30 protein-coding genes are annotated in these 24,570 nt (G+C 43.5%); 12 read left to right on the top strand and 18 right to left on the bottom strand.

Translation table 11 applies throughout. The annotated features are described in order from the left end of the window. Nucleotides 1–3: 3 nt before the first annotated feature. The 7 genes from cyoE to G3M65_RS06230 are packed head-to-tail and all read right to left on the bottom strand — an operon-like array spanning nt 4 to nt 5,709. Nucleotides 4–882, bottom strand: a complete 879-nt coding sequence (cyoE, locus tag G3M65_RS06260; protein WP_173833726.1) for a heme o synthase — start codon at nt 880–882, stop codon at nt 4–6. Next, nucleotides 876–1,745, bottom strand: a complete 870-nt coding sequence (locus tag G3M65_RS06255) for a COX15/CtaA family protein (protein ID WP_173833725.1) — start codon at nt 1,743–1,745, stop codon at nt 876–878. The genes cyoE and G3M65_RS06255 overlap by 7 nt, the downstream gene beginning before the upstream one ends. 12 nt (nt 1,746–1,757) lie before the next feature. Continuing rightward, entirely contained in the window at nt 1,758–2,636 is an 879-nt protein-coding gene (gene galU / locus G3M65_RS06250) for a UTP--glucose-1-phosphate uridylyltransferase GalU (protein WP_173833724.1), read from the bottom strand. A gap of 13 nt (nt 2,637–2,649) precedes the next feature. Continuing rightward, nucleotides 2,650–3,018 (bottom strand): hypothetical protein, encoded by a 369-nt coding sequence (locus tag G3M65_RS06245; RefSeq protein ID WP_173833723.1) that lies wholly within the window; start codon nt 3,016–3,018, stop codon nt 2,650–2,652. Then, nucleotides 3,015–4,079, bottom strand: a complete 1,065-nt coding sequence (murG, locus tag G3M65_RS06240; RefSeq protein WP_173833722.1) for an undecaprenyldiphospho-muramoylpentapeptide beta-N-acetylglucosaminyltransferase — start codon at nt 4,077–4,079, stop codon at nt 3,015–3,017. The genes G3M65_RS06245 and murG overlap by 4 nt, the downstream gene beginning before the upstream one ends. Beyond that, nucleotides 4,076–5,284, bottom strand: coding sequence for a hypothetical protein (locus G3M65_RS06235; protein WP_173833721.1), 1,209 nt, complete (start codon nt 5,282–5,284; stop codon nt 4,076–4,078). Before G3M65_RS06235 ends, murG begins: the two co-directional genes overlap by 4 nt. Beyond that, nucleotides 5,281–5,709: a hemerythrin domain-containing protein gene (locus G3M65_RS06230; RefSeq protein WP_173833720.1), complete on the bottom strand. Its 429-nt coding sequence runs from the start codon at nt 5,707–5,709 to the stop codon at nt 5,281–5,283. Before G3M65_RS06230 ends, G3M65_RS06235 begins: the two co-directional genes overlap by 4 nt. Nucleotides 5,710–5,783: 74 nt before the next feature. Here G3M65_RS06230 and mtaB point away from each other — a divergent pair, with 74 nt between their 5' ends. Beyond that, on the top strand, nt 5,784–7,019 hold the full coding sequence (mtaB, locus tag G3M65_RS06225) for a tRNA (N(6)-L-threonylcarbamoyladenosine(37)-C(2))-methylthiotransferase MtaB (RefSeq protein ID WP_173833719.1): 1,236 nt from the start codon (nt 5,784–5,786) through the stop codon (nt 7,017–7,019). Nucleotides 7,020–7,032: 13 nt separating this feature from the next. On the opposite strand, the gene G3M65_RS06220 is transcribed toward mtaB, so the two are convergent. Continuing rightward, nucleotides 7,033–8,472, bottom strand: a complete 1,440-nt coding sequence (locus tag G3M65_RS06220) for a CsgG/HfaB family protein (RefSeq protein WP_173833718.1) — start codon at nt 8,470–8,472, stop codon at nt 7,033–7,035. A 57-nt stretch (nt 8,473–8,529) separates the two neighbouring features. Between G3M65_RS06220 and G3M65_RS06215 the strand changes: the two genes are divergently transcribed. Further along, entirely contained in the window at nt 8,530–9,159 is a 630-nt protein-coding gene (locus G3M65_RS06215) for a histidine phosphatase family protein (protein WP_173833717.1), read from the top strand. Here the strand turns inward: G3M65_RS06215 and tsaE are convergent. After that, complete coding sequence (gene tsaE, locus G3M65_RS06210) at nt 9,128–9,553, bottom strand: tRNA (adenosine(37)-N6)-threonylcarbamoyltransferase complex ATPase subunit type 1 TsaE (RefSeq protein WP_173833716.1); 426 nt, start codon at nt 9,551–9,553, stop codon at nt 9,128–9,130. The two genes, G3M65_RS06215 and tsaE, sit on opposite strands and share 32 nt — an antisense overlap. Before the next feature lie 21 nt (nt 9,554–9,574). Between tsaE and G3M65_RS06205 the strand changes: the two genes are divergently transcribed. From G3M65_RS06205 to G3M65_RS06195, 3 genes are read left to right on the top strand one after another with little or no spacing between them, the layout of a single operon-like run. Further along, on the top strand, nt 9,575–10,042 hold the full coding sequence (locus G3M65_RS06205; RefSeq protein WP_173833715.1) for a hypothetical protein: 468 nt from the start codon (nt 9,575–9,577) through the stop codon (nt 10,040–10,042). Beyond that, nucleotides 10,023–11,369, top strand: a complete 1,347-nt coding sequence (hslU, locus tag G3M65_RS06200) for an ATP-dependent protease ATPase subunit HslU (RefSeq protein ID WP_173833714.1) — start codon at nt 10,023–10,025, stop codon at nt 11,367–11,369. Before G3M65_RS06205 ends, hslU begins: the two co-directional genes overlap by 20 nt. Then, nucleotides 11,366–11,824, top strand: a complete 459-nt coding sequence (locus G3M65_RS06195) for a hypothetical protein (RefSeq protein WP_173833713.1) — start codon at nt 11,366–11,368, stop codon at nt 11,822–11,824. The genes hslU and G3M65_RS06195 overlap by 4 nt, the downstream gene beginning before the upstream one ends. Here the strand turns inward: G3M65_RS06195 and G3M65_RS06190 are convergent. From G3M65_RS06190 to G3M65_RS06155, 8 genes are read right to left on the bottom strand one after another with little or no spacing between them, the layout of a single operon-like run. Continuing rightward, nucleotides 11,816–12,073, bottom strand: a complete 258-nt coding sequence (locus G3M65_RS06190) for an EscU/YscU/HrcU family type III secretion system export apparatus switch protein (RefSeq protein WP_173833712.1) — start codon at nt 12,071–12,073, stop codon at nt 11,816–11,818. The genes G3M65_RS06195 and G3M65_RS06190 overlap by 9 nt on opposite strands. A gap of 2 nt (nt 12,074–12,075) precedes the next feature. After that, on the bottom strand, nt 12,076–13,479 hold the full coding sequence (locus tag G3M65_RS06185; RefSeq protein WP_173833711.1) for a hypothetical protein: 1,404 nt from the start codon (nt 13,477–13,479) through the stop codon (nt 12,076–12,078). A gap of 4 nt (nt 13,480–13,483) precedes the next feature. Further along, a complete protein-coding gene (locus G3M65_RS06180) occupies nt 13,484–14,341 on the bottom strand; it encodes an ROK family protein (RefSeq protein WP_173833710.1) in 858 nt (285 codons plus the stop codon). Next, nucleotides 14,325–14,777, bottom strand: coding sequence for a hypothetical protein (locus G3M65_RS06175; protein WP_173833709.1), 453 nt, complete (start codon nt 14,775–14,777; stop codon nt 14,325–14,327). The genes G3M65_RS06180 and G3M65_RS06175 overlap by 17 nt, the downstream gene beginning before the upstream one ends. Then, entirely contained in the window at nt 14,774–15,715 is a 942-nt protein-coding gene (gene corA / locus G3M65_RS06170) for a magnesium/cobalt transporter CorA (RefSeq protein ID WP_173833708.1), read from the bottom strand. Before corA ends, G3M65_RS06175 begins: the two co-directional genes overlap by 4 nt. Nucleotides 15,716–15,725: 10 nt before the next feature. Further along, nucleotides 15,726–16,313 (bottom strand): DUF3501 family protein, encoded by a 588-nt coding sequence (locus G3M65_RS06165; RefSeq protein WP_173833707.1) that lies wholly within the window; start codon nt 16,311–16,313, stop codon nt 15,726–15,728. Between the two features lie 53 nt (nt 16,314–16,366). Beyond that, entirely contained in the window at nt 16,367–17,416 is a 1,050-nt protein-coding gene (hisC, locus tag G3M65_RS06160) for a histidinol-phosphate transaminase (RefSeq protein ID WP_173833706.1), read from the bottom strand. Next, nucleotides 17,413–17,652 carry a hypothetical protein gene (locus G3M65_RS06155; protein WP_173833705.1) on the bottom strand — a complete coding sequence of 80 codons (240 nt, stop codon included), beginning with the start codon at nt 17,650–17,652 and terminating at the stop codon, nt 17,413–17,415. Before G3M65_RS06155 ends, hisC begins: the two co-directional genes overlap by 4 nt. 43 nt (nt 17,653–17,695) lie before the next feature. Between G3M65_RS06155 and G3M65_RS06150 the strand changes: the two genes are divergently transcribed. Further along, a complete protein-coding gene (locus tag G3M65_RS06150; RefSeq protein WP_173833704.1) occupies nt 17,696–18,496 on the top strand; it encodes a ChaN family lipoprotein in 801 nt (266 codons plus the stop codon). On the opposite strand, the gene recR is transcribed toward G3M65_RS06150, so the two are convergent. Next, nucleotides 18,412–19,026 carry a recombination mediator RecR gene (gene recR / locus G3M65_RS06145; RefSeq protein WP_173833703.1) on the bottom strand — a complete coding sequence of 205 codons (615 nt, stop codon included), beginning with the start codon at nt 19,024–19,026 and terminating at the stop codon, nt 18,412–18,414. The genes G3M65_RS06150 and recR overlap by 85 nt on opposite strands. 34 nt (nt 19,027–19,060) lie before the next feature. Between recR and G3M65_RS06140 the strand changes: the two genes are divergently transcribed. The 6 genes from G3M65_RS06140 to G3M65_RS06115 are packed head-to-tail and all read left to right on the top strand — an operon-like array spanning nt 19,061 to nt 24,564. After that, nucleotides 19,061–19,990, top strand: a complete 930-nt coding sequence (locus tag G3M65_RS06140) for an NAD(P)/FAD-dependent oxidoreductase (protein ID WP_173833702.1) — start codon at nt 19,061–19,063, stop codon at nt 19,988–19,990. Next, nucleotides 19,981–20,622 (top strand): deoxyribose-phosphate aldolase, encoded by a 642-nt coding sequence (gene deoC / locus G3M65_RS06135; RefSeq protein WP_173833701.1) that lies wholly within the window; start codon nt 19,981–19,983, stop codon nt 20,620–20,622. The genes G3M65_RS06140 and deoC overlap by 10 nt, the downstream gene beginning before the upstream one ends. Before the next feature lie 4 nt (nt 20,623–20,626). Then, nucleotides 20,627–21,208: a hypothetical protein gene (locus G3M65_RS06130; protein ID WP_173833700.1), complete on the top strand. Its 582-nt coding sequence runs from the start codon at nt 20,627–20,629 to the stop codon at nt 21,206–21,208. Continuing rightward, nucleotides 21,162–22,463: an adenylosuccinate lyase gene (gene purB / locus G3M65_RS06125; RefSeq protein WP_173833699.1), complete on the top strand. Its 1,302-nt coding sequence runs from the start codon at nt 21,162–21,164 to the stop codon at nt 22,461–22,463. Before G3M65_RS06130 ends, purB begins: the two co-directional genes overlap by 47 nt. Before the next feature lie 18 nt (nt 22,464–22,481). Then, nucleotides 22,482–23,690 carry a tryptophan synthase subunit beta gene (gene trpB, locus G3M65_RS06120; RefSeq protein WP_173833698.1) on the top strand — a complete coding sequence of 403 codons (1,209 nt, stop codon included), beginning with the start codon at nt 22,482–22,484 and terminating at the stop codon, nt 23,688–23,690. Nucleotides 23,691–23,697: 7 nt separating this feature from the next. After that, nucleotides 23,698–24,564 carry a F0F1 ATP synthase subunit gamma gene (locus tag G3M65_RS06115; RefSeq protein WP_173833697.1) on the top strand — a complete coding sequence of 289 codons (867 nt, stop codon included), beginning with the start codon at nt 23,698–23,700 and terminating at the stop codon, nt 24,562–24,564. The last annotated feature ends 6 nt before the right edge of the window (nt 24,565–24,570 follow it).

The raw sequence follows: 24,570 nt of genomic DNA, 5'->3' as shown, positions 1-24,570 counted from the left end.
AGTTTATCTCCTCATGTCAAAGACCATCACAGAAAATAAAAGGGCTATATAGAGAACCGAGTAGAAAAACAAAAACATACCGTTGGGCTTTTTTGAAAGGACAAACCTAAGGGTGAGGGCGAGGTATAAACCGCTAAGCACAAGGGCGGAGATAAAATAGATATGCCCAGCCAACCCATAAAGGGAAGGCAGAAGACTTAGGGGAAGTAGTCCTGCAGTGTATATGAGGGTTTTTATCTTGGTATGCTCTATTCCCTTTGATACAGGAAGGGTTGGAATTCCCGCTCTTTTGTAGTCTTCCGCATACTTTATTGCCAAAACCCAAAAGTGGGGTGGTTGCCACATGAACATTATGAGAAAAAGTATAAGAGCTTCAAAGCCTACCTCTCCTCTCACCGACGCATACCCTATCACAGGAGGAAGAGCACCTGAAACACCACCTATTTCTGTTGCCAATGGACTTTTTCTTTTTAGAGCGATGGTATAGACCACCACATAGAAGAAGGAAGCGAGGAAGACAAAAAAGGTTGAAAGCAGGTTTACTTTAAGAATCATTACAACCGCAGAAAGCACAAGCAAAGACAAGCCAAAGACGAGGGCGTTGGAAGGTGGTATGCTTCCGCTTGGCAGTGGTCTGTCCTTTGTCCTACTCATAAGGGCATCCAAGTCCCTATCAAAGAATTGATTGAGAACCGCAGAGCCCGCAGAGGCAAGTCCAGTCCCAAGAAGGGTCCAAAAGACGAGCCAAGGGTCTGGAAAGCCTCTCTTGGCAAAATACATGCCAGTGAGAGTTGTTATTAGAACGAGCAAGACTATGCCAGGTTTTGTGAGGATTATGTAATCCCTTATGAGACTACTGTATACCACAGCCCTATTTACCATGCAGGTTTTACCCTTGGCTCTGGAGTTTTACTAAGTTGAAGGTTATATGTAAGCCAAGCAAAAAAGAAAAAGCCCATAGCGGTATCAAGAAACACAAAGGGGAGAAAGAACCCAGATACCACCATAGAAATGGCGAACAGGAACTGAAGGTTTATAAAAACAAAGGCGGTAAGCGTTGTCCTGTTAAAGTTAGATACCATAGCCAAAAGAAAGGCAAGCCATGTAACATAGGCTATGTTTCTGTGGGCGAATTGGAGAGCGATCTGCCAGTTAGTAAGGTCTGGTATTAGCTTTCCTGCACAGGTAGGCCACTCATGACCACAGGCTTCACCAGAGCCCGTGTATCGCACAAGGACACCGGTTATCATAGTGGTAAGGGCAAAGGCATAAGCCCATAAGGGGACACCACCAGAAGGTTTTTCATCCCTTTGCAAAAATCTGTAAGTTAAAACCAAAGCACCAAGAATTATCATGGACTCGTATATGTGGAAGGACTCAAGGAGCATATGAGACACATATTTGAGGTTTGGAGCTTCTAACCTTATCATCTTCATCCCAGTAAGCGCAGCGGATACGGTAAAGAGCAAGGCAACAAGAGATGCTATCTTTGCGGATTTTGGAGCAGTCTTGTATTTGAACCATAAAAGGAAAAAGGTGAGGAATACAAAAATACCCGCAAGCCCGCTAACCGTTCTGTGTCCCATTTCTAACTTTGCAGAAGTTTCCTTTGGTGGCTGAAAGTTACCATAGCAGAGGGGCCAATCAGGACAAGCAAGCCCAGAATCCGTTGACCTTACCGCCCCTCCCCATATCATCACTATGTAGGTAAACAGTATCGCAAGTCCTAAGAATAGCCTCAGCATAATAGCTATAAATTATACCTCAGTGGTTTCAATGGTGAGCTCTTTTATATACCTTAGTAATCCCTCCCTGAGGTCTTCCCTCTGCAATGCAAATTCAAGGATGGTCTGTATGTATCCCATAGGTGTTCCCGTGTCGTAGACCCTTGAGTCAATCTTTATGGCATAGACCGCTTCTTCTTCAAGAAGTAGTCTTATGGCGTCGGTAAGCTGTATCTCACCCCCCTTACCGGGCGGTGTTATCTTAAGTTTTTCAAATATCCTTGGAGTGAAGAGATATCTTCCCACTATGGCGAGCCTTGAGGGAGCTTCTTCTGGCTTTGGCTTTTCCACGAGGTCATCTATTATGTATATGTCCTTTTCAATATGCCTGCCGTCTATGATGCCATATTTTGAAACCTCCCTTTGTTCCACTTCAAAGACCGCTATTACGCTTTTACCAAACCTCTTGTATACGTCCATCATTTTTCTTAGCACATTATCCTCATCTCTGAGTATCACGTCTCCCAGACACACTATAAAAGGCTCATAACCCACCACAGGCTCTGCCACAAGCACCGCATGACCAAGTCCGAGCTGTTCCTTTTGTCTTATGTATATGGGATTTATTAACCTGCTTATCTCCATTATGTTTTTCAAAAGCTCCGTTTTTCCGCATTGTTCAAGGTGCTTTTCAAGGTCTGTGTTTATATCAAAGTGGTGTTCAATGGGTCTTTTATGCCTTCCTGTGACGAATATAATATTGTCAATGCCAGCATCAAGGCACTCTTCCACGATAAACTGTATGACAGGCTTGTCAATTATAGGAAACATCTCCTTTGGCATAGCTTTTGTTGCTGGCAAAAACCTTGTCCCCCAGCCTGCTACTGGCAAAACTGCCTTTCTTACTTCCATGTTTATACCCTCCTTAAAGTAGATTTCTTTCTCTTAAGAATTTTGCAAGCTCCTCATCTCTTTTTGCCAGCTTTCCAAAGGCTTCAAACTTGTCCCATATGGCAAAGCTTATAGTTACCGCAGTTATGGTGGCAAAAGTGCCAGCAAGAATACCCATAAAGACCAGAATCATCTCAATTTTGTGATTAACTTCCTCAAACCTTTTATCTACCTGCTCAAACCTTTTGTCTATTTGCTCAAACCTTTTTTCTGTCTGCTCCATAAACACCTTTAAGGATGCCTTTATCTCCGCAACATCTTTTAGCAACTGTTTTTCCTCTTCTGGCGTAAGGGCAAAAGACATGCTAAAAAAGAATAGTAAGCAAAGAAACAACCTCTTCATTTTCCCTCCTCATGAAGAATATACTTCTTTATTTCCTCACAGGCAAGTGGATTGGCAAAAACTTTTATGTTTTTGGAGAAAAGCTCATAGTCTTTGAGTATACGCTCTATCTCTTTGACTAACCTTTCTACGCTTACTTCTTCCTGTCTTAGAAGGAGTCCACCTCCAAGGTCTTCTATCTCTTTTGCGTTGTAATATTGATGGTCTCCAATTGCATGAGGAAAGGGAATAAAAACGGAAGGCACGCCGAAAAGAGAAAGCTCTGTTATGGTGCTTGCACCCGCTCTGCTAAGGGCTACAGTGCTTGCTCTGTATAGGATATGCATTTCATGACTAAAGGGCAAGACCAAAACTTTTAGTCCTTTTTGTTTATAAAATTCTTCTAACTTTTCGTAATCCCTTTCTCCAGTTATGTGTATGCCCTGCCAGCCTGTTTTTTGAAAGACCTCGGGGGCTATCTGGTTTAAGAAACTTGCACCCTGACTGCCTCCCACTACAAGGAGCGTAATTCTGTCTTCCAAACCCAACCTTTTGAGTGCTTCTTCCTTGCTTAGACTAAGTCCCTCCCACAGGGATTTCCTAACAGGCAGACCAGTCTTAACAGTCTTTTCCTTTGGAAAGTATCTTTTTGTGTATTCAAAGGTTATAAAGACCCTTTTTGCAAACCTCCATAGTAGCCTGTTGGTCTTGCTTGGCACAGAATTTTGCTCATGAAGGTATAAGGAAGTGCCTTTTAGAGGGCAAGCTAAACCCAGAGGAAGGCTCGCATATCCTCCAAAGACCACCGCCTTGTCCCCTCTTTCTAATAGCCTGGCTACTTGCAAAGCTCCCCTGAAGTTTTTAAACACAGAAGTGAGTTTCTCCTTTATACCTCTACCCATAAAAGGATAAGCCTGCACAAAGTGGCTTTGGACGGGCAATTTGTCGCTTAGCCTTTTTTCTATGCCTCTTTCCGAACCCACAAAAACAGTATCTATTTTCTCCTCAAGAAGACACTCTATAAGTGCCAGCGCAGGGAAAAAGTGTCCACCCGTGCCACCGCCTGAAACAAAAACTCTCATTTAGAAGGATTATAAAGAGGGCTTAGCCTAAAGTAAAGAAACGAACCCTTAATTACTGAGTAAGAAAGAAGAAAGCTAAGAGCTGAATGCATGAAGGCAGGTATAAGGGCAAGTCCAATAATAGGCAAGAGATATACGCTTAAAGATATTGCAAAACTAAGCAAAAGGCAGAGATTTATAAGCTTCTGGTCTATGACTTCAGACATAAGAGGGACCTTTAATGAGCCTTCATTGCTAAGGTGAAACCACACAAGAAAGGGAATAATCCTAAGCATCATGCCTGTTATTAGAGTTGAAAAGAAAAGGAAGAAGACAAAAAGGAAACGATAATTAAAGCCATCAAAAACCAGAAAAATAACAGCTATTAAAAGATGGATGTGGGAAAGATACCAGAAGTAGAGGCTTTTGTCCGCAATTTTTCTTTTTCTTGTGAAAAGTCTATGGAGTGTAATAAGGGCTTGAAAAAACACAAGCATAGAAAGTGGAAGGTTTGATAGTTTAAATTCAAAAAGAGAAAAGATGAGGGCAAGAGTCAAAAGGTATGGAAAATTCATAGCGTAAAGCCTTGGATAGGCTTTTGTGACAAAGAACATCTCTACAACCTGAAAAGAAACGCTTGTTATGAGAAGGAATATCCATCCAAAGAGCATAAATAGGCGGTGCACTTTCAGAAAGATTTCCGTGTTGTCAATATAGCCACCATAAGAAAGTGCAGTAAGAAAGCCAGAAAACCCTCCTATAAGCACAAACAAAAGTGCAAACTTTATGCCTTGCGAGGTAGGAGTATAGCTTTTTATCCTCATAAGCCTATTAAGCATAAGAAGGCTTGTGTAAGCTATCCCAGTAAAGAGGAGTGATGCTCCAGCAAGAAGTGCAGAAAAGCTACTTAAATAAAAACCAAATAACAGCAATAGATAGCCCGGCAATAAAAGAAGCCAAGAGATAAAAGCCTTTTGTTTGGGCTTTTGTATTACCGCACCTGCTACAACAGGAAGCATCTGAAAAAGGGCACCAAACATAGTAAAGAGGGCAAAGCCAACGGTGGTTATATGTGTAAGGAAAGGTATGCTTAATCTGTTTGTTAGAAGGGCATAGACTTCAAGCAAGGAACCCAAAAACCACAAAAGACAAGCTGTTATAAAAAAGCCTGAAACAACAATGAAGGGTGGAGCCTGAGATAGGGATAACCCTTTGGGAAAGCTCATAGTGTTTCCATCTTTTGCACAACCTCTGGTGCATCAAGATGCTGGTCACACATGGGATAGAGTATCTGCTCTTCTTTCATATTGTGCTGTTGTATAAGTATCATAAAGGTTTCTCCAGTGGAGAGAAAAGTCTTCCTGTCCCTTTTTTCAAGAGCCTGTTCCATCCTCTGTATAAGCTCTCTCGCCTGAGCATGTTCCATCCTCATAACCTGCGTAGGACCCATGACTATACCTGTCCTTCCCTCAAACTCAGGAAATAGCACCTCCTCTTCTTTTTGAAAGTGTCTGAGAGTCTCGTCTTTGAAAGCTTCAAAAGCCTTTCTCGCCTCTTCCCAACTTCCAGAGTTCACAAGCTCCTCCACTCTTGCATACAGGTCATCACACTCTCTGTGTTCTTCTGTCAGATACTCGGTTATGGTAAACATGCAAAACCTCCTTCATATGATAGTATATATATACTTACTTTTTTTCCTCTTGTCAAGGTTTAAATTTAAAACCTATGAAAGTTTCTCTTATAACCCTCGGGTGCAGGAGCAACGCCTTTGATACGGAGCTTATGGCAAACTACTTTAAGTCAAAAGGCTACGAGGTTGTAAACTACCAAGAACAAGCGGACATTTACATAATAAACACATGCACCGTTACCTCAGAGGCGGATAGGTCCTCTCGTCAAGCAATACATAGAGCAAAGAGAAAAAATCCAAAAGCTTTAGTGGTAGCCACAGGGTGCTACGCACAGGTAAACCCACAGGCATTATCAAGTATGCAGGACGTGGATATGGTAGTGGGAAACTCTCACAAGCACAGGATAGTTGAGCTGATTGAGGAGTTTTTGCAGGATAAGGGAGAGAATATCTTTGTAGATAACATCTTCCGTCAGTCAAGACTTGAGAGCTTTGACCTTATAACCTTTTTTGAAAAGGCAAGACCCTTTATAAAGGTCCAAGAGGGTTGTAATCGCTTTTGCACTTTTTGTGTAATACCCTATGCGAGAGGAAAGGTAAGAAGTGTCCCACCTGAGAAGGTTATAAAAGAGGTAGAACTCTTGGCACGAAAAGGCTTCCAAGAAGTTGTCCTAACAGGCACACAGCTAACTCAATATGGCTGGGACATGGGAACAAGCCTTTATGAGCTTCTAAGAGGGCTTATAGAAGTCAAGGGCATTGAACTTATAAGACTTTCTTCCATGCATCCTTCCGAGATAGAGGGAGAGCTTTTGGAGCTTATAACTTCAGAGGAAAAGATAGCATCCCACTTTCATATTTCACTTCAAAGCGGGTCTGACAGAATCTTAAAGCTTATGGAGAGAGAATACACGGTGAGCGATTATGTAAGGATTGTGGATAAGATAATAAGCAAAAGACCCATATCCGCCGTAGGCACAGACATTATAGTGGGCTTTCCTACAGAAACAGAAGAGGACTTTGAGCAGACCTACAGACTTTTAGAGGGGCTACCCATAGCCTACATGCATGTTTTTCCCTACTCAGATAGACCCTTTACCAAAGCGAGTAAAATGGAGGGGAAAGTGTTTTCTCAAACAAAGGAGGAAAGGGTAAAAATACTTAAGGAACTGGATAGTGAGAAAAGGAGAGAGTTTTATGAAAAGAACAGAGGTAGGGAGCTAAGGGCAACAGTTATAGATTACGGAAAACTACTCACAGAAAACTATATTCAAATAAACACAGACAAACATAGCATCCCTACAGGGAAGGTTATCAAAATAACAGTTTAGAACTTCTAAAAAGCTATTCTTGAGAAACCGTTATATCCGTAATCAGAGTATATATCCCCTTTTCTATATCCTCACCATGGAGATCAAATATTAGCTTGGGTTCAAGCTTTGATATAGCCACAGGGTCAAGTATTCCTGTATACACCCTCTTATCATCCACAAATACGTCAACCTGGTTGTCTTTTTTCACAATACCTATCTTCACTATTTTACCAACCAAATTTTCTTGAAGTGCGGTATGATCATTTACTGTAACTTTTTTCCCTTCATCTTTTATCCAAACAACCAGCGGACCTCCTTGCTTACCAATATGTAAGGCTGCACCCTGAGGGAATCTCACTCTTTGGCTAAGAGCTACTTTATATTCTATAGCCCAGTTAGCTTTTGGGTCAAATTTAGGGATTGTTCGTTCAAGAATGACTTGACCGTAGGTGGTGGAAACCCACCTTTTACCTCCCATCTCCACACACTCTGCCTTACCACGCACTTGAAAATTAGTAGGCACAACTTTACAGCCGGAAAAGTCCTCACTCAAAAGCACATTTTTGTAATGAGAGAAACTATAACTTGCCCTTTTTACAGAACCGGCTACCACTCCCTCGCCAGCCTCACGTTGTGCCTTTGAGACAGGCATGTTTATTTCTTCCTTTACTACATTACCTTTCTCATCATACATAACTACTTTTTCACCTACGCTTACATCAGCTGGGGCAAACCTCTTTGCATCTTCAACTATAAGGGTTACAGCCTTAGCTATAAGGTCTCTGGTTGCTTCCTCAAGGGGTGTGTTCTTAAAGGCTTCAAACCAACCCCCAGCAATAGTAGTACCAAACAGACCACCACCAGCGATACCAAACCGCCATCTCTCTGATTTACCTTCCACTGTCCTTGCAGCTATTACCTCCCCTCCTTTAACGTAAACCAGCCTCATATCTAACCCTATATGAGCGGAGCCTTTGCCTATCTTTAGACCTCCACCAATCTTGAAAGGCAATGGGATAACAACGCCTCCACCTCCTATACCAGAAGCCTGTGTCTCAAGGGCAGTTACCGCACCTGTAATTATAAAATCTGCAGCCTTAAGAGTTTGCTTTGGCTGGACACCCATAAGTTCAAGCTCTTCTTTTATTTCTTGCATTGCAGCCCTTTCTAATACTCTAAAACATCCAGTATTGGCTAACGCAGTTACAAGCATATCCGCAAGACCATCACCAAGTGCCTCTGTAGTTAAAGTAACTGTATAACCAGGTCCAAGGTATACAGTCCCACCCCTACAAGCCGCAGCCTTACACGAGAACCTGCGTGCTGCAACAGTGCCTATGGGTTTGTTACATGTGGGTATTCTAAGGGTCCTTTCTTTTACATCCTTTGCATATTCATGATCTTCTTGTGCATAAGAAGGCACAACAAATGAAATCACCCCTACTAAGATGGCTCCCACCAGGTATTTCATACCCTAACACCTCCTTTTATCTTTTTTTTGTGTATAATTATAGTTCCAGTATTTAATATGTCAACCCTGTTTAAAAGGTTTAAAAACCTATACCTCCTACGTCACGCTCAGAGTGAGTATAACGAAAAGGGAATATTTCAAGGAAGGTTAGATAGCGACCTGACGCCTCTTGGCTTTGTTCAGGCAAGGCTGGTAGCCCGGGAGTTTCTTGATAAAAAAATACAGGTGATATACTCCTCCCCCCAGAGAAGGGCATACAAGACAGCCCTCACAGTGGCGGACCTTTTAGGGCTTGAAGTGGTGGTAGATGAGCGCATCAGGGAGATATCCTTTGGAGACTATGAGGGCAAACACTTCTGGACGCTGATGGAAGAAGAAGGAGAAACCTTCCGAGCGTGGCTCTCAAACCCTCTGAAAAACCCCCTACCCACCCAGGAAAACATGGAGAGCTTCAGAAAAAGGGTGGAGAGCTTCATGGCGGATGTGCTAAGGTCAGACTATGAAAACCTTCTCATAGTGGCACACGGTGGAACGCTTCATGCCATCACATGCCTTGCCCTTGGGCTTGGGCTTGAGAACCTCTGGAACATACACATGGACAACACGGGAATAACCCATCTTAGGTATAACTCAGGGAGGTTTGAGCTAAAACATCTCAACAGGCTTTGCCATACGAAAGGGCTGTAGCAAGTTCTTCACATTCTGAGAAATCCAAAACTCTACCCTCTTGCCATATTTCTATCCTTATGGTGCAGGTGCACACCTGCAAGCCCTCTCCCCACTCCACCACGAGAACTCCCCTGCCCATAAACTCCTCGAGGTCCAGCTCTTTGACCCTGTACAGGTCTGCATGTATTAGCAAACCCTTTTCTGTGGGATACTCGTTTATTAAAGTAAAGGTAGGGCTACGCACTTGGTAGCCTTCAAGTAGACCCATACCTTTCGCTATACCCCTTATTAGTGTAGTCTTCCCCGCACCAAGGGGACCAATAAGGCAGATCACTTCCGCACCTCTTAGATTTCTGCCTATCAATTCTCCAATCTTAAGGGTTTCTTCTTCAGAGCTGGAAAATACACGCACCAATGCTATATTATAAAGACTATGGAATTTTATTTTTTCCCCGATGTTTATGCGGACAGATACCTTGTAGATGCTTACATAATATCCTTTAAACTCAAGGATAAAAGCTGTGTGGAGACAAGGGAATTAGAGGGTAGGGAATATGTGGTCCAAGTGCATGACTGGGAAGCCTTCAAGGAAAGTGCCTACGATATAGTGCTCTATGAATATGGAGATGAGGTGGCAAGGTTCTCAGATATAGAAACTGCACTTTCTGAGGCATATAAAATGGCATGTCTTGAGGCTTCAAGACGCATACCTAAGGTTATTGAGCCAGCCCTCGGTGTAGGCAATCCCCCCATAGAGGTGGTGGAAAGGGTTTTCCCTCTTAGCTTTAAGGCTGAAGCCTTTCCAGAAGACCTTGACAGTTTCCTTGACAATCTTGTTAAAAATGTTGAAATAGAAACCTTAGAGTGGGAGAAGGCGGACGATGACGAAATACCTTTCTGACCTACTTGAAGAGCTAACACCTAAGAGGATCGTGGAAGAGCTGGACAAGTATATTGTGGGACAGGAGAGTGCCAAAAGGGCAGTTGCCATAGCCCTCAGAAACAGATGGAGAAGACAGAAACTGCCAGAACACATAAGGGACGAGGTGGCACCCAAGAACCTCCTTATGATTGGTCCCACAGGAGTGGGGAAGACAGAAATAGCACGCAGGATAGCACAGCTTATAAAAGCTCCCTTTGTCAAAGTAGAAGCCACAAAGTATACGGAGATAGGTTATGTGGGAAGGGACGTGGAGTCTATGGTAAGGGAGCTGGTGGAGGTCTCCTACCAGATGGTAAAACAGGAGAAAATGCAAGAGGTGAGAGAAAGAGCAAAAAGGCTTGCGGAAGAGAGACTTCTTGACTACCTCGTCCCTCAACAGCTGAGCTTTGGTATAAGAAGCCCACAAGATGCAGGTAAAAGGGAGGAAATAAGAGAAAAACTAAGAAGAGGAGAATTAGAAGACAGAGTTATAGAGGTTGAAGTTCAGGAAAAGTTCGTTCCAGTGATAGGTATAGCTGGACCTCCAGGTCTTGAGGAGCTTGAAGAACAGCTTAGAAACATGCTGGGTGGTCTTGGCGGTGGTAGGAAAAGAAGAAGGCTCAAAGTCAGAGAAGCCCTTCAGGTTTTTGAATCAGAAGAAGCAGAAAAGCTCATAGACCAAGAGGAGGTAGCAAGAGAAGCCATAAGCAGAGCAGAGAACTTTGGGATAATCTTTATAGACGAGATAGATAAGATTGCGGTAAAAACTCCGGGTGTTGGTCCGGGAGTGTCAAGGGAAGGAGTGCAAAGAGACCTTCTTCCCATAGTAGAAGGAACAGTGGTAAAGACCAAGTATGGACCAGTAAGAACGGACCATATACTTTTCATCGCAGCGGGTGCTTTTCACATATCTAAGCCCTCAGACCTCATGCCGGAGCTTCAGGGAAGGTTTCCCATAAGGGTTGAGTTAAGCCCTCTCACAAGAGAGGACTTTGTAAGAATACTCAAAGAGCCAAAAAATGCCCTAACAGTGCAATATACGGAGCTTCTCAAAACAGAAGGAGTTGAGCTTGAGTTTACAGAGGATGCCCTTGAGGAGATAGCACGCATCGCAGAGGATGCCAACAGTCGCACTGAGAACATAGGGGCAAGAAGGCTTCATACGGTAATGGAGAAGCTCCTTGAAGACATATCCTTTAATGCACCAGAGCTATCGGGTCAGAGGATAATCATAGACGCAAGGTTTGTAAGGGCAAAGCTGGAAGGTATAGTAAAGGATGTGGAGCTTTCCAAATACATACTATGAGGGACATATTAGAAAGGGTTGAAGAGTTTCTTTCCCTTCAGGAGAAGCTGGTAAACCTCCTACTTATCTCAGGTTCTCAGAAAGCAAGACTGAGCGTAAACACCGCCTTTGATGTTCTTTACTACAACATTGAGCTTCTTGACATGATAAGTGAGCTACTGAGTTCTCCAGAAGAACTAAGGGACGATTACACGGTTAATCTCATACTTGAAGCCCTGTCTTGGATGGGGTTTATACTTCCTGCAATAGAGGAATCTTGCCCCATATTTCTGCAGGGTTTATTGGAGGGAGACCCGATGCAGAAATTAAGGTTGATACTTAGCTCCTTAGAGGAAGCCCAGAGAAAGAGCGATTACTACATACTGCTAAGCACTGCAGAAGAGGTCCATAGCCTTTCAAGTCTTCTAAAGTATCAAATAGCCCTTGCCCGCAGGGCTTATATGAACTTAGCTTGAACTCTTTACAGCCTTTATAAAAACGAGCACCTTTGCTACAGCCCTATACAGCTCTGGAGGTATCTCTTCGTATATTTCCACCTTCATTAATGCAGATATTAGAGCTTTGTCCTCAAGGACAGGAACGCCGTGTTTTCTTGCAGTTTCTATTATCTTTTCCGCAAGCTCACCCACGCCCTTTGCTACAACCATAGGAGCCTTATCCTTTCCTTGATCATATCTAATGGCTATTGCCTTTTTCCTTTCCATGGTTACACCAACAAGAAAAAACCCTCTCCGTAGTTTGACCTTATGGTGTCTGCCGCACCTTCTTTTGTTGACACGCTTATGGAAAAGCTCCTAAGCTTTATTTTCTCTTCTAAAAGCATTCTCTGAAGTAGCTCCTTCCTAGACCTGATCTTTTCTGCTATACTTTCTGTATTTGTAAACAGTATAACATCCAAAAGCCCTTTAGACCTTGGCATCTTTAAAAGACCAGCAATAAAACTATCTCCGTAATCAAGCCTAAACACTGCGGAATATTCCTGTCCACTTTTAAACATAAGCCCGCCTTTACCACCTTGGTAGTATATGGGTATGTAAAAGGCACCTCCCTGTTTAGCTAAAAGCCACTGCAGATGCTCTATAAACTCCAGCCTGCTTAGGAAGCTTTCCATACGCTCCCCTTTGCTATTATAAAACTCCAAAAGACTGCGACCCCTCTCTATGTATTCCTGAAAACTTTTATAGACATTTCTTGCGTCTTTTTCTGAGGATTCTATCACAAGCCTAAAAAAATCCCTTACCACAGGTTCTTCGGAGTCTTTGAGCTTTTCAAAGACCTCTCTGTATTCAGAAAGAACACCCCTCTCTGTTAGATTCCAGAAAGACCTCAAAAAGTTAAGAGTATCCTTTGTCTCCATAGCCTTAAGGAGATTCACTTCCCCCATAGATTCAAAAAACTTTGCCAGCTTTATGTATTCTTCATGGTCAAGGTTTTCAAAGAGCAAGGTCTTGAGGGAAGAGGATACCCTATTGAACTCTTCAACCTTTAGTTTTAAAGCTTCAAGAAGTTTTTTTATACCATCAACACTTTGCTCATACTCCATGTTAAGCAAAGATGAAAGCTCCTCAGCATATACAAGCATAGACTGAACAAGCTGTGCTTTTTTATCTTTAATGAGTTCCTCTGGCTTTAGCTTTCCAAGAAGTAGTTCAACCAACTTTCTCTCGTAAAAGATTCCAGAATTATCCAAATCTTCCATGAACTTCTCCGGATTGATAGATATGTAAAACTTTTCTTCTCCTTCAAGCACGAGGTTTAAGATGTTTCCTTCATAGCCCTTCCTATATAGACCTGTTATCCTGAAGGTGAGAGGGATTCCTTCTTCAATCTTAAGCTCAAGGATATCACCGGGGAAAAACCTAAGAGAAGACCTGTTTTCAGCTTTCAGTTCAAAGCCATCCTTTAGAAGGAGAGTTAAAAGATTGCCCTCAGAAGAGGAGACTTCTGCCTTTATTGTGCTACTGCCTCCAGAGGAAAGCTCAAGAAAAACATCTGGAACACTAGACAAAACCTTTATCCTGAACTCTTCTCCAGCCTTCTGTGCTTGAGAAGGTTTTGACTGCTCAATAGCCTGCTGGAGAAGAATACCTTCTATCCTTCTAATCTCCATAGGGTTAAATATCGTCCATTAGGGCAAGAGCTAAAGCCCCACGTGCCATACAATACTCCGCACAGGAAGAAAAATTAAGACTGAAGCACTCCGCAGGTAGGCTTTCACAGAGGGCTTTTAGGTCTGCTTCAAGGTTGCCAAGTAGGTCCTTCATGGCATCAATGAGACCACCACCAAGCACCACCCTATCTGGATTTAGTATGTGAACTGCGTTCATAAGACCCACGAGAAGAAACCTTTTAAAACTTGCCACCGCCTCCAAAGCATAGGTCTCTCTCTCCTTTGCCCTCTGAATTATCTGGTAGTCCTTGAGATCCTCTCCCGAGAGGTTTTTGTATATCCTCTCAAGACCATAAGAGGAGCAATAAGCCTCCCAGCACCCTAACCTTCCGCAACTACACCTTTCTCCTCCAAGAAGTATGGTATGATGTCCCAGCTCAAGAGCACTTCCGCATGCTCCCAGAAAAGGCTTTCCATTAACCACAAGCCCAGCACCAAGCCCAGTGCCCACCGCAACAAAGAGTAAAACCCTACTTTCCCTATGGTCATAAAACCACTCTCCAAAAGCTCCTGCGGAAACATCGTTAATCACCTTCACATTAATTCCCTTAAGAATATCCTTAAGGTTTACACCATTAAGGGCTGGTATGTTAGGAGATTTATAAACCACACCCTCTAAGGAGGTAAAACCTGCGACCGCAATTCCTACAGAGGAAGGATATCCCTCAAAGACTATCTCCCTTATCCTTTGTAAAAAAAGTTCCCTGTCTTTGGATATGTCCCTTATGTAATGCTTTTCCCTTCTACCATCCTCCCAGTAAACCTTTATAAAGCTACCCCCTATGTCAACTCCCTTTCTCATATTCAAGCCTTTTTATCTTTATGCTCTCATCTCCCTTTTCATAATAGACCCTTACAGAAACCAGTCTTTGGGTCATTCCCTTTTCTTTCCTCACTAAGGACACAAGAAGCTCACCCTCTTTGATAACCTTTTCTTCAGCCCTTGCACCTTGATATGTCCTTCTGTAGGATTCACAGGTCCTAAGGAGTCCATCCACACCTCCTATATCCTTTAAGAGGTTTTCAGATACAAGGTCTATAAGTTCTTCCGCCCTTTCCCTTTTGCACTCCTCAAGCCCGAATAAAAAGCTATAAAAAGCCCTCAAATCTTCCATTTCATGCCTTTTTCCTTTTACATCCTCTAAGAAAATAAAAAGTGCGGTGATAAAGGGATAAGATATGGCAAGGACTATAAAAAAGCCTATTACCAAGTCTTCCTTATTGTAGCTCAGCTTCATAGCCACCCCTTCTTTCTCACCCAGTATATGAGGGATAGAGTTATAGCCACCATAAGAAGCAAAGAATAAGGATAGCCATACTTCCAATGTAGCTCTGGCATGTGTTCAAAGTTCATACCGAAGATGCTTGCAATGAGCGTTGCAGGCAGGAATATGGTAGCAAGCACCGTAAAGACCTTTACCGCTTCGTTTTGCTTTATGGATATAAGACCCAGTAAAGAGTTTTGTATGCTATCCAGCTTATCCATGTAAAAACTTGTGTAGTCAAGTAATGTATGTAAGTCATCGAGGACTATCTTTATCTCCCTCTTTGTTTGAGCGTTTATCTTTGGACTTTTCACGAAGTGGCTTAGAATTCTCAGCTTTTCGTTTATAGTTTCCCTTATGGTTATATTAAGCTCATCGTAGTAAGATATCTCTCTTATTATTTCTTCAGATTGTTCCACAAAGACCTCCTTTCTAAGGTTTCTTATGCGTCTTCCCAATATCTCAAGCCTGTCGCCCAGTCTGTCCACCTCTATGTTTACTATCTGTGAAAATATGGCTTCTGGAAATTGGAAGTTTATGGGATTCTGTTCCATCCTTTTTATAAAAATTAACATGCTTGGTATGTCTCTGTATCGTATACTTACCATATACCTTCCCTTTATGAAAAAAAGCACAGGCTCAACGCTTATATCTTCCTTTTGTTGTATTACAAAGGAGAGGTTCATATATATAGCTTCTCCTTCCTCCTTGTATTTACTGCTTATTTCAATGTCTCCAAAAACCTCTCTGGGAGGCATGTGAAATCCTATGGCACTTTTAAGCCAGTCAATTTCTGCATCGCTTGGCTTTTCCACATCAAGCCACACTACGGATTCTTTTTTTATGTCTCCAAACTGGTCAAGTCCAAGTCTCTTAAAAACCCCTCCGTAGCTGGCGTAGACATAGATCATCAAAGATATTTTAATCAGAAATAAGGTCTTTTATAAGCTCTTGCTTTACCTCCTCAGGGATTAGGGTAATAGCCCTGTAGTTGGGGTGATTTACTTCAACCCTCACAGGCTCTCTTTTGAAATCCTCTACCTGATCCTCTGTAAACTTTACCTTCAGAAAATGCACCACCGCTGCCTTTCCATATTCGTAGTCTTCTCTGCTCCTTTCGTCCGCAACTGCTCTTATGGTGTGTTTATTCCCTATGTGAAAATATAGATGGTCGTGTATGCCTACAAGCTGTGGAAGAAGTCTTTTCCTTTCGCTGGCTTCAGGTATTTCTATAAACATGGTAACGGATAACTCATTTTTATCAGGTATGAGATCATTGTATACATCTATTTCCTGCTGTATCTCTTCCTCTTTTACCATCCTCTCCGCTCTTATCATCTCCTGAATTTGAAACCAGACCGTTTCCCTGTTTTCAAAAACAAGATGCACCCACGGCTCTATGAAAACTCTTCTGTTTTTTTTAAGCTGTATGACCTCTTGAACTTTTTGAGGACGAATCTTTTCATACTCGTAGATGTTGAGGATTTCATCTCTGGTAATCTTTCTCATAGCATGCCTCCTTTGTTTGTTTTCTTTTATTATATGCAAATAGTTATCATTTGTCAAGAGGTAGTAAGAACCTCATGCAGGGCTTGTAGAAAGGCATCGTTTTCCTCTCTTTCCCCTATGCTTACCCTGAGACAGTTTGCTACCATATAAGAAAAATTCCTAACAAGCACCCCCTTCCGCAAAAGCCTTTTGTAAAGCTCATCTCCAGAAAGATAAAGGCTTTTAAAAAAGATAAAGTTTGCCTCTGAGGGATAGACCCTTATACCTTCCATTTTAAGCATCTCTTTATAGACCCTTTGTCTTTCTGAGATAACTGTCTGAATAGCTTCTTCTATGATATGATAAAAATCTCTCAGTATTAAAACCGCTATAACCTGAGAAGGATAGGTTATATTAAAGGGAAGCCTTATCTTGTTTATTTCTTTGACCACTTCCTCTTTGCCTATCAAAATACCCACCCTAAGCCCAGCCATTCCTATTTTTGAAAGAGTCCTAAGCACTACCGTATCCTCTCTCTCAAGTGCCTCTTTGAGAAAGGTTTTCCCAGAGTAGTGGTAGTATGCTTCGTCAACTATGGTGAAGACTCCTTGGTTTCTTATGGCTCTAATCCCTTCCTCGCTGAAGCAGTTTCCTGTAGGGTTGTTGGGATAGGCGAAATAGGCAAGGGCTGGTTTTTTTTTCCTTATTACTTCAAGGCTTTTCTGGAGGTCTATATCAAACTCCTCGTTTAGTCTTACCTCAATCCTTTCTCTTCCTAGAACCTGAGCGGATATACTGTACATGGAAAAGGTAGGGACAGGGCAGAAAACACCACTGCTAAACTCGCCCACAGCTATGGAAAGATAGTATATGAGCTCATCTGAGCCATTGCCTAAGACTATGTTCTCTGGCTTTACTCCAAAGCGAAGGGCTATAACCTCTTTGAGTTCCCTTGCCTCTGGGTCTGGGTATCTGTTAAAGGGGATTCGGGAAACCTCCTCCCCTATGCGTTTCTTTACATCCTCTGGAAGCTGAAGGGAAAGCTCGTTAGAAGAGAGCCTGACCTTCGCTTCCGTTGTTTCCGTCTTATATGGGGCAAGTTCCCTTACCCTTTTACTTATCATTGTTGCTCTTGGGCTTGTTCCTCCTCTTCTTCCTCCTCAGCCCTTCCAAGATAAAGTTCAAGCTCCGCAACCGTTGATTCCATGAGCTTGTCCTCAAGTATGCCCTTTATGAGCCTATTTAATCTCCTTTCGTCCCCCATGGCTATACCATTGAGGACATAGTAGAGCCTCTTGGGGAGAGAAAGCACTACCCTTTTATACCTTGCACCACCCTTTCTTCTAGGTTTTCTAGCCATGTTACTCCTCCTTTTAAAGTTTTCCTACATTTAAAATTATAGCATGAAAACCTTGTTTTTGTTTTTTATCTTGCTGATTTCAATCACGGAAGCCCAAGAGAGTATGGAAAATTTTGCCAATAACTACCAAGTTATATTCCTCCCAGAGGAACACACTAATAAGGAAGACCACAACTTCCAGCTTGACATTATAAAGCTCCTAAGCTCAAAAAACTACAAGTTTATAATAGCCATGGAGATGTTTCAACAACCTTTTCAGGATGCCCTTGACTTGTATGTAACTGGTCAAATAAGTGAAGAGGAAATGCTTAGAAGGACTGATTATAGAAGAAGGTGGGGCTTTGACCCAAGCCTTTACAGAGATATATGGAGCTTTGCTAAGGATAGGGGTATAAGGATAGTGGCTATAAACATCTCTTCAGAGCTTTTACAGAGGATAAGAAAAGAAGGTATTGAAAAGGTAAGAGATGAAAGTCTGCCTTATCCTGTAATACCGCAGACAGAGAAGGAGATAAAAGAGCTAAGAGAGTTTCTAAAAACCCATCCCAAGGTGGACGAAAAGAGTTTCTTTGATGTGCAGAACGCATGGGACAATGGCATGGCTTTGGCTATAGCAAGACTTTTGGATAAGTATCCTGACTACAAAATAGTGGTGCTTGTAGGTAGAGGGCATGCCCAAGACTATGAAAGCGGAATTCCAAGAAGGCTCCGTATGCTTAAACCAGATGTCCGAATGAGGATATTAAGAAGGGAGGAATTTCAGAGGGCTCTTCTGTTTTCCACGGATTTTTCTAAGGAAAGCTCATCCGCAAGCTCAATGAGAGAGCCAAATTGCAGACCGTGAGATATGCGAGTTATCTTAAGTGTGGGAAATTGTTTCCTTATTAGCCTTGCGATATAGTTGGCGGTTGCTTCACCTTCAAGGTTTGGGTTTGTGGCAATTATCACCTCCCTTGGTCTATACCTTTCTATCCTTTCCATGAGACTGTCTATGCTGAGGTCTTTTGGTGATATGCCCTCAAGGGGCGCTATTCTCCCACCCAGCACATGGTAAACTCCAGAGTATCTTTCTAATTTCTCAATAGCAAAGGCATCTTGAGATTCTTCCACAACGCATATAAACTTCTTGCTCCTCTTTGGGTCTGAACATATTTTGCATATCTCTTGGTCCGTGTAAAGCCCACACTCTTTGCAGGGTCTTATCTTCTCCGCAACTTTCTGAAGGGCTTCTACCAGCTCAAGCCTTCTCTCTACAGGTAGCTTGAGAAAGTTGTAAATAAACCTTCCCGCAGACCTCCCTCCGTAGGTAGGTATCTGGGTGAGCTTTTCAAGAACTAACCTGAGTGGTTCTGGTAGGTTATCTTCGTAGGACATGGGAAAATTATAGCGGTTTTTTATAATATACACTATGCACCAGTTGGTTATAATAGGCGGAGGACCGGCAGGTATATCCGCCAGCATATACGCCCAAAGAAAAAGGATGGACTTTGTCCTTATAACTAGGGAGATAGGGGGTCAGGTAATAAAGGCGGGTGAGATTGAAAACTATCTGGGTTATGCTATGGTGGATGGAGTTATGTTCGTGCAAAGGATGATGGAGCAGATGGAAAGGCTTGGGGTTAAGCCAATTTTGGATGAGGTGGTAAAGGTAGAAAGATTGGAAGAAGGGTTTCTCCTCAGGACATTCTCTGGAAAGGAGTATGTGTCAAAGGTTGTTCTTTTCTGCACCGGCGCGGAACACAGGAAGCTGGAAGTTCCTGGGGAGAGGGAATACACGGGAAGGGGCGTTTCCTATTGCTATACATGCGATGCACCCTTTTTTAAGGACGTGGATGTGTTGGTGGTGGGAGGAGGAAACTCGGGCTTTGAGGCAGTAGACCAGCTTATAAACTACGCAAGAAGGATATACCTTATGGAAATAGGGGAGCAGTTTAAGGCGGACGAGGTCTTAAGGGAGAAGGTGCTCTCAAGCCAAAAGGTAGTCCCTCTTCTCAGACACAGGGTTTTAGAGATAAAAGGTGATAAGAGGAATGTGAAAAGTGTTCTAGTGGAAGACCTCAACCGCAAGAGGGTCTACGAGCTGGAGGTGGAGGGGGTTTTTGTGGAGGTGGGATTAAAGCCCAACTCTGAGTTGGCAAAGTCTCTGGGTGTTCTTACCACGCAAAGGGAGGAGATAATAATAGACTGCAATAACAGGACTTCAGAGCGTGGCGTTTATGCTGCGGGAGATTGCACCAATGTATTTGCAAAACAGATAATAACAGCAGCGGGGGACGGTGCAAAGGCTCTGCTTTCCGTATACCACGACCTTACTTATGGTATTCACTCATGGATATAGCAAAATTCATAGACCATTCCATACTGAGACCAAACCACACCCTTAAAGACCTTGAGGAGCAGGTCCGCCAGTGTATTGAGCTCGGCGTATATGCGGTATGCGTAAATCCCTTCTGGGTCAGGAGGGCGGTGGAGACCTCAGGTGGCAGGCTCGTAGTATGTTCTGTGGTATCTTTCCCTTTTGGTCTTGATACAAAAGAGCAGAAGGTTATGCAAGCGGTTAGGGCTCTGGAGGATGGAGCCAGTGAATTGGACATAGTCCTGAATATCTCTGCTCTCAAGAGCGGGATGTATGGATATGTGGAGGAGGAGCTAAAAGCCATAGCCAGAAACACAGAGGGGGTGGTAAGGAAGGTTATAATTGAAACTGCCTACCTAAGCGAGGAGGAGAAGAGGCTCGCGGTGGAGCTTATTGCGGATACAGGTATGGCGTTTGTTAAGACTTCAACGGGGTATGCACCATCAGGCGCCACTGAAGAAGACATAAAACTTCTCATAGACCTATCAAGGGGAAGGCTTAAAATTAAGGCATCCGGTGGTATAAGGACAAGGGCTCAGGTCCTGAGGTTTTTAGAGCTTGGTGCGGAAAGGATAGGGACAAGTAGCACCTTTGAAATTCTTGGGGAGGACTGAGAACATGGAAGATACCGCATACGAGGAGCTTATGGACATAATCAATGAAATATATGCACAAGAACCTATAGAGCTTGGCTGTGGAGAGATTAACTGTTTCCTGTGTGCGAAGGGTGGTAGATTAAAACCCTGTGACAGACTAAGGGAAGCTGTCATACTTCTGCCGGGAGAGAATAGACTTCTTACCCTGCTCAACGGAAAAGCCTTTCCGGAGATGAATGTTAACGGCTTTAGCATAGGCTTTCTTGCACCCGAAGAGGATTGTCCCTTTAACGTGGATGGTTGGTGTGGAATACATGGAAGACATCCCATAGACTGTAGGAGTTTTCCTATAGTGCCCTCTGTAAACGAAAGGGGAGACTTGATAGTCTCCATAGCCCTTAACTGTCCAGTCATACCACCTTGGGGTTTTACCAAAAGATGGGTTGAAAACTGGCGTAGGATATGGGGAAAGGCACCCTTAGAATGGTTTAAGTTCTATTCAAGCGTTCCCACAAACCCCCTTAAACCAGTGGCAATCTTTAGAGCGGAGGAAAAGGATGATAGAGAGGTATACAAGAAAGGAGATGGGACACATATGGTCTGAGCTCAACAAGTTCAGGCTCTGGCTCAGAGTGGAGATAGCGGTATGTAGGGCATGGCACAAGCTCGGAAAAATTCCAGAGGAGGCACTAAGGGAAATAGAAAAGAGAACCTTTGTGGACGAAAAGGTAGTGGAGAAGATATACCAGTATGAAAGGGTTTATAAACACGATGTGCTTGCCTTTGTTTCCGCAATAAACGAGCAGATTCAAGAGTATTCTCATTACTTTCATATGGGTCTTACCTCCTCTGATGTGGTGGACACTGCTCTGGCACTGCAGATTAGGGAAGCTCTGGAGCTTATAATCCAAGAGCTGGACAGGGTTATTGAAAGGCTTAGGTCCCTTGCCCTTGAACACAAGAGTACCCTCATGATGGGAAGAACCCACGGAGTGCATGCAGAGCCTATGACCTTGGGGCTTAAGTTTTTAAGCTGGTATGAGGAACTCAAAAGAAACAAGGAAAGGCTTTTACAGGCTCTTGGAACGGTTTCTTACGGTAAGCTCTCTGGTGCAGTGGGGACATACTCTAACCTTGAGCCTGAGGTAGAAAAGCTTGCCCTCCAGGAGCTTGGGCTTAAGGTAGAACCCGTGTCTACCCAGATAGTGCCAAGGGACAGGCATGCGCAGGTTATGTACGCACTCGCCTCCACCGCCGGTGCCCTTGAGAGGTTTGCCACGGAGATAAGACACCTTCAGAGGACGGAGGTTTTAGAGCTTATGGAGCCCTTTGAGAAGGGTCAAAGGGGCTCATCTGCTATGCCTCACAAGAAAAACCCCATACACGCAGAAAGGTTGTGTGGTCTTGCACGCATAATAAGAGCAAACCTTCTGGTAGCTCTTGAGAATATTCCACTCTGGCACGAAAGGGACATATCTCACTCCTCCGCAGAACGTGTAATCCTGCCAGACTCCACCATAGCACTCCACTATATGCTGGGTCTCTTCCTTGAAATGCTTGAAGGGCTTGTGGTAAACCCAGAGAGAATGAGGAAAAACATGGAACTCTCCCATGGTCTCTATGGCTCTTCAAGGGTGTTGGTTAGACTCATGGAAAAGGGCGTGCCAAGGGACAAAGCCTACGACATGGTGCAAAGGTGTGCCATGAGGAGCTGGGAAGAGGGCATATCCTTTGAAAAAAGCCTTATGGAAGACCAAGAGGTCAGTGTCTTCCTTAGTCAAGAAGAGATAAGGCAAGCCTTAGACCCCTGGTCTTTCTTAAAACACATAGACCAAATATACAAAAGGAGCTTAGATTAAAAGAAAGGAGGAAAGCTTATGATAAAACAAGAGTTATACACTCTTCCAGATGAAAGGGGATACTTTGGAGAGTTCGGTGGCAGGTTTGTACCAGAGACCCTCATGTATGCCCTTGAGGAGCTTGAAAGGGCTTATGCAAAGGCAAAGGAAGACCCCTCCTTCTGGGAGGAGCTAAACCACTACCTTAGGAGCTTTGCAGGAAGACCCACACCCCTCTACTTTGCCAAGAGGCTTACACAGTATGCAGGGGGTGCAAGGATATACATAAAGAGGGAAGACCTTTTGCATACGGGTGCTCACAAGATAAACAACACACTTGGTCAGGCACTTCTTACTAAGAGAATGGGCAAAAAAAGGGTAATAGCAGAGACGGGAGCAGGACAGCATGGAGTGGCAACCGCCACCGCCTGTGCTTTACTTGGTCTTGAGTGCGTGGTCTATATGGGAGAGGAGGACGCAGAGCGTCAAAAACTTAACGTTTTTAGGATGAGACTGCTGGGTGCGGAAGTTCGCATCGTAAAGAGCGGTTCAAGAACCTTAAAGGATGCCATAAACGAAGCTTTAAGGGACTGGGTTACCAACGTGGAAACCACACACTACATTATAGGCTCTGTGGTGGGACCTCACCCCTTTCCCATGATGGTTAGGGATTTCCAGAAGGTGATAGGGGAGGAGGCAAAAGAACAACTTTTTGAGCTGGAGGGCAAGCTTCCCGATGCGGTAGTTGCCTGCGTAGGAGGTGGTTCAAACGCGATGGGTATATTTTATCCATTTATGGAGCACGAAGAGGTAAGACTAATAGGCGTAGAAGCTGGAGGTCTTGGACTGCACACGGGTAAACACGCAAGCTCTATAAACGGCGGTTCTGTGGGAGTTTTGCACGGTATGAAGTCCTACTTTTTGCAGGATGAAGAGGGACAAATCCAACCCACCCATTCCATCTCTGCAGGGCTTGACTACCCAGGTGTTGGACCAGAGCATGCCTACCTTTTCAAGAGCGGAAGGGCGGAGTACACCTATGCAACAGACGAAGAAGCCCTTGAAGGCTTTAGGATTCTTTCAAGGCTTGAAGGTATCATTCCCGCCCTTGAGCCAGCTCATGCGGTCTTGAGGGTGGTAGAAATAGCCAAAGAAGTAGGGAAGGATGGCATAGTGCTTTTTAACCTCTCTGGCAGGGGCGACAAGGACATGATGCATGTGATGAAACACTTGGAAGATATGGTATAATATCTCCATGCCAAAGCTCTCACCCAGAGACATAAGGAGAAAGATACAAGGAATAAAGAACACACGCAGGATAACCAACGCCATGAAGGTGGTCTCAGCGGCAAAGCTCCGTAGGGCTCAGGAGCTCATATACGCCTCAAGACCCTACTCAGAAAGGCTTTACGAGGTGTTAAAAAGCCTTGCCTCTCACATAGATTCCCAAACTCATCCACTTTTTGATGTGAGGGAAGAAAAGATTTGTGATCTGGTTCTTATAACCGCAGACAGAGGTCTTGCAGGAGCCTTTAACTCAAACCTTATAAAGCGGGCAGAAGACATCATAAAGGAAAAGCAGGAAAGGGGTGTAAAGATAAACCTTGTTCTTATTGGGAGAAAGGGTGTTCAGTATTTTGGAAGGAGGAGTTATAGCATACTCAAGGCTTATGATGAGGTTTTCAGAAAAGAGATAAACTTCAACGTGGTCAAGGAAGTGGGAGAGCTTCTCAGGGAGAGGTATACAAACAAAGAAACAGATGCAGTGTATCTGATAAACAACGAGATGGTCACAAGGGTAAGCTACAAGCCAGTAGTGAGAAATTTCCTGCCTTTTGAAAGGGTTCAGGGCGATGGAGACTATGGTGTTTACGAATTTGAGGTGGATAAGGAGCTTTTTGTAAATAGGCTTATAGACCTTTATCTAAATTATCAGCTCTACAGAGCAATGCTTGAGTCAAATGCTGCGGAGCATTTTGCCCGTATGGTAGCCATGGACAACGCCACAAGGAACGCAGACGAGCTTGTGAAAACATGGACCCTTATCTTCAACAAGGCAAGGCAGGAGTCCATCACCTCTGAACTTATAGACATAGTGAACGCAGTGGAAGCCATGAAATAAAGGAGG

The organism is Hydrogenobacter sp. T-8, from assembly GCF_011006175.1.
In the GTDB taxonomy this organism is placed as follows: Bacteria; Aquificota; Aquificia; order Aquificales; family Aquificaceae; genus Pampinifervens; species Pampinifervens florentissimum.
Note: the sequence above shows the minus strand (reverse complement) of the source record. Positions and strands in the feature narration are given on the sequence as shown.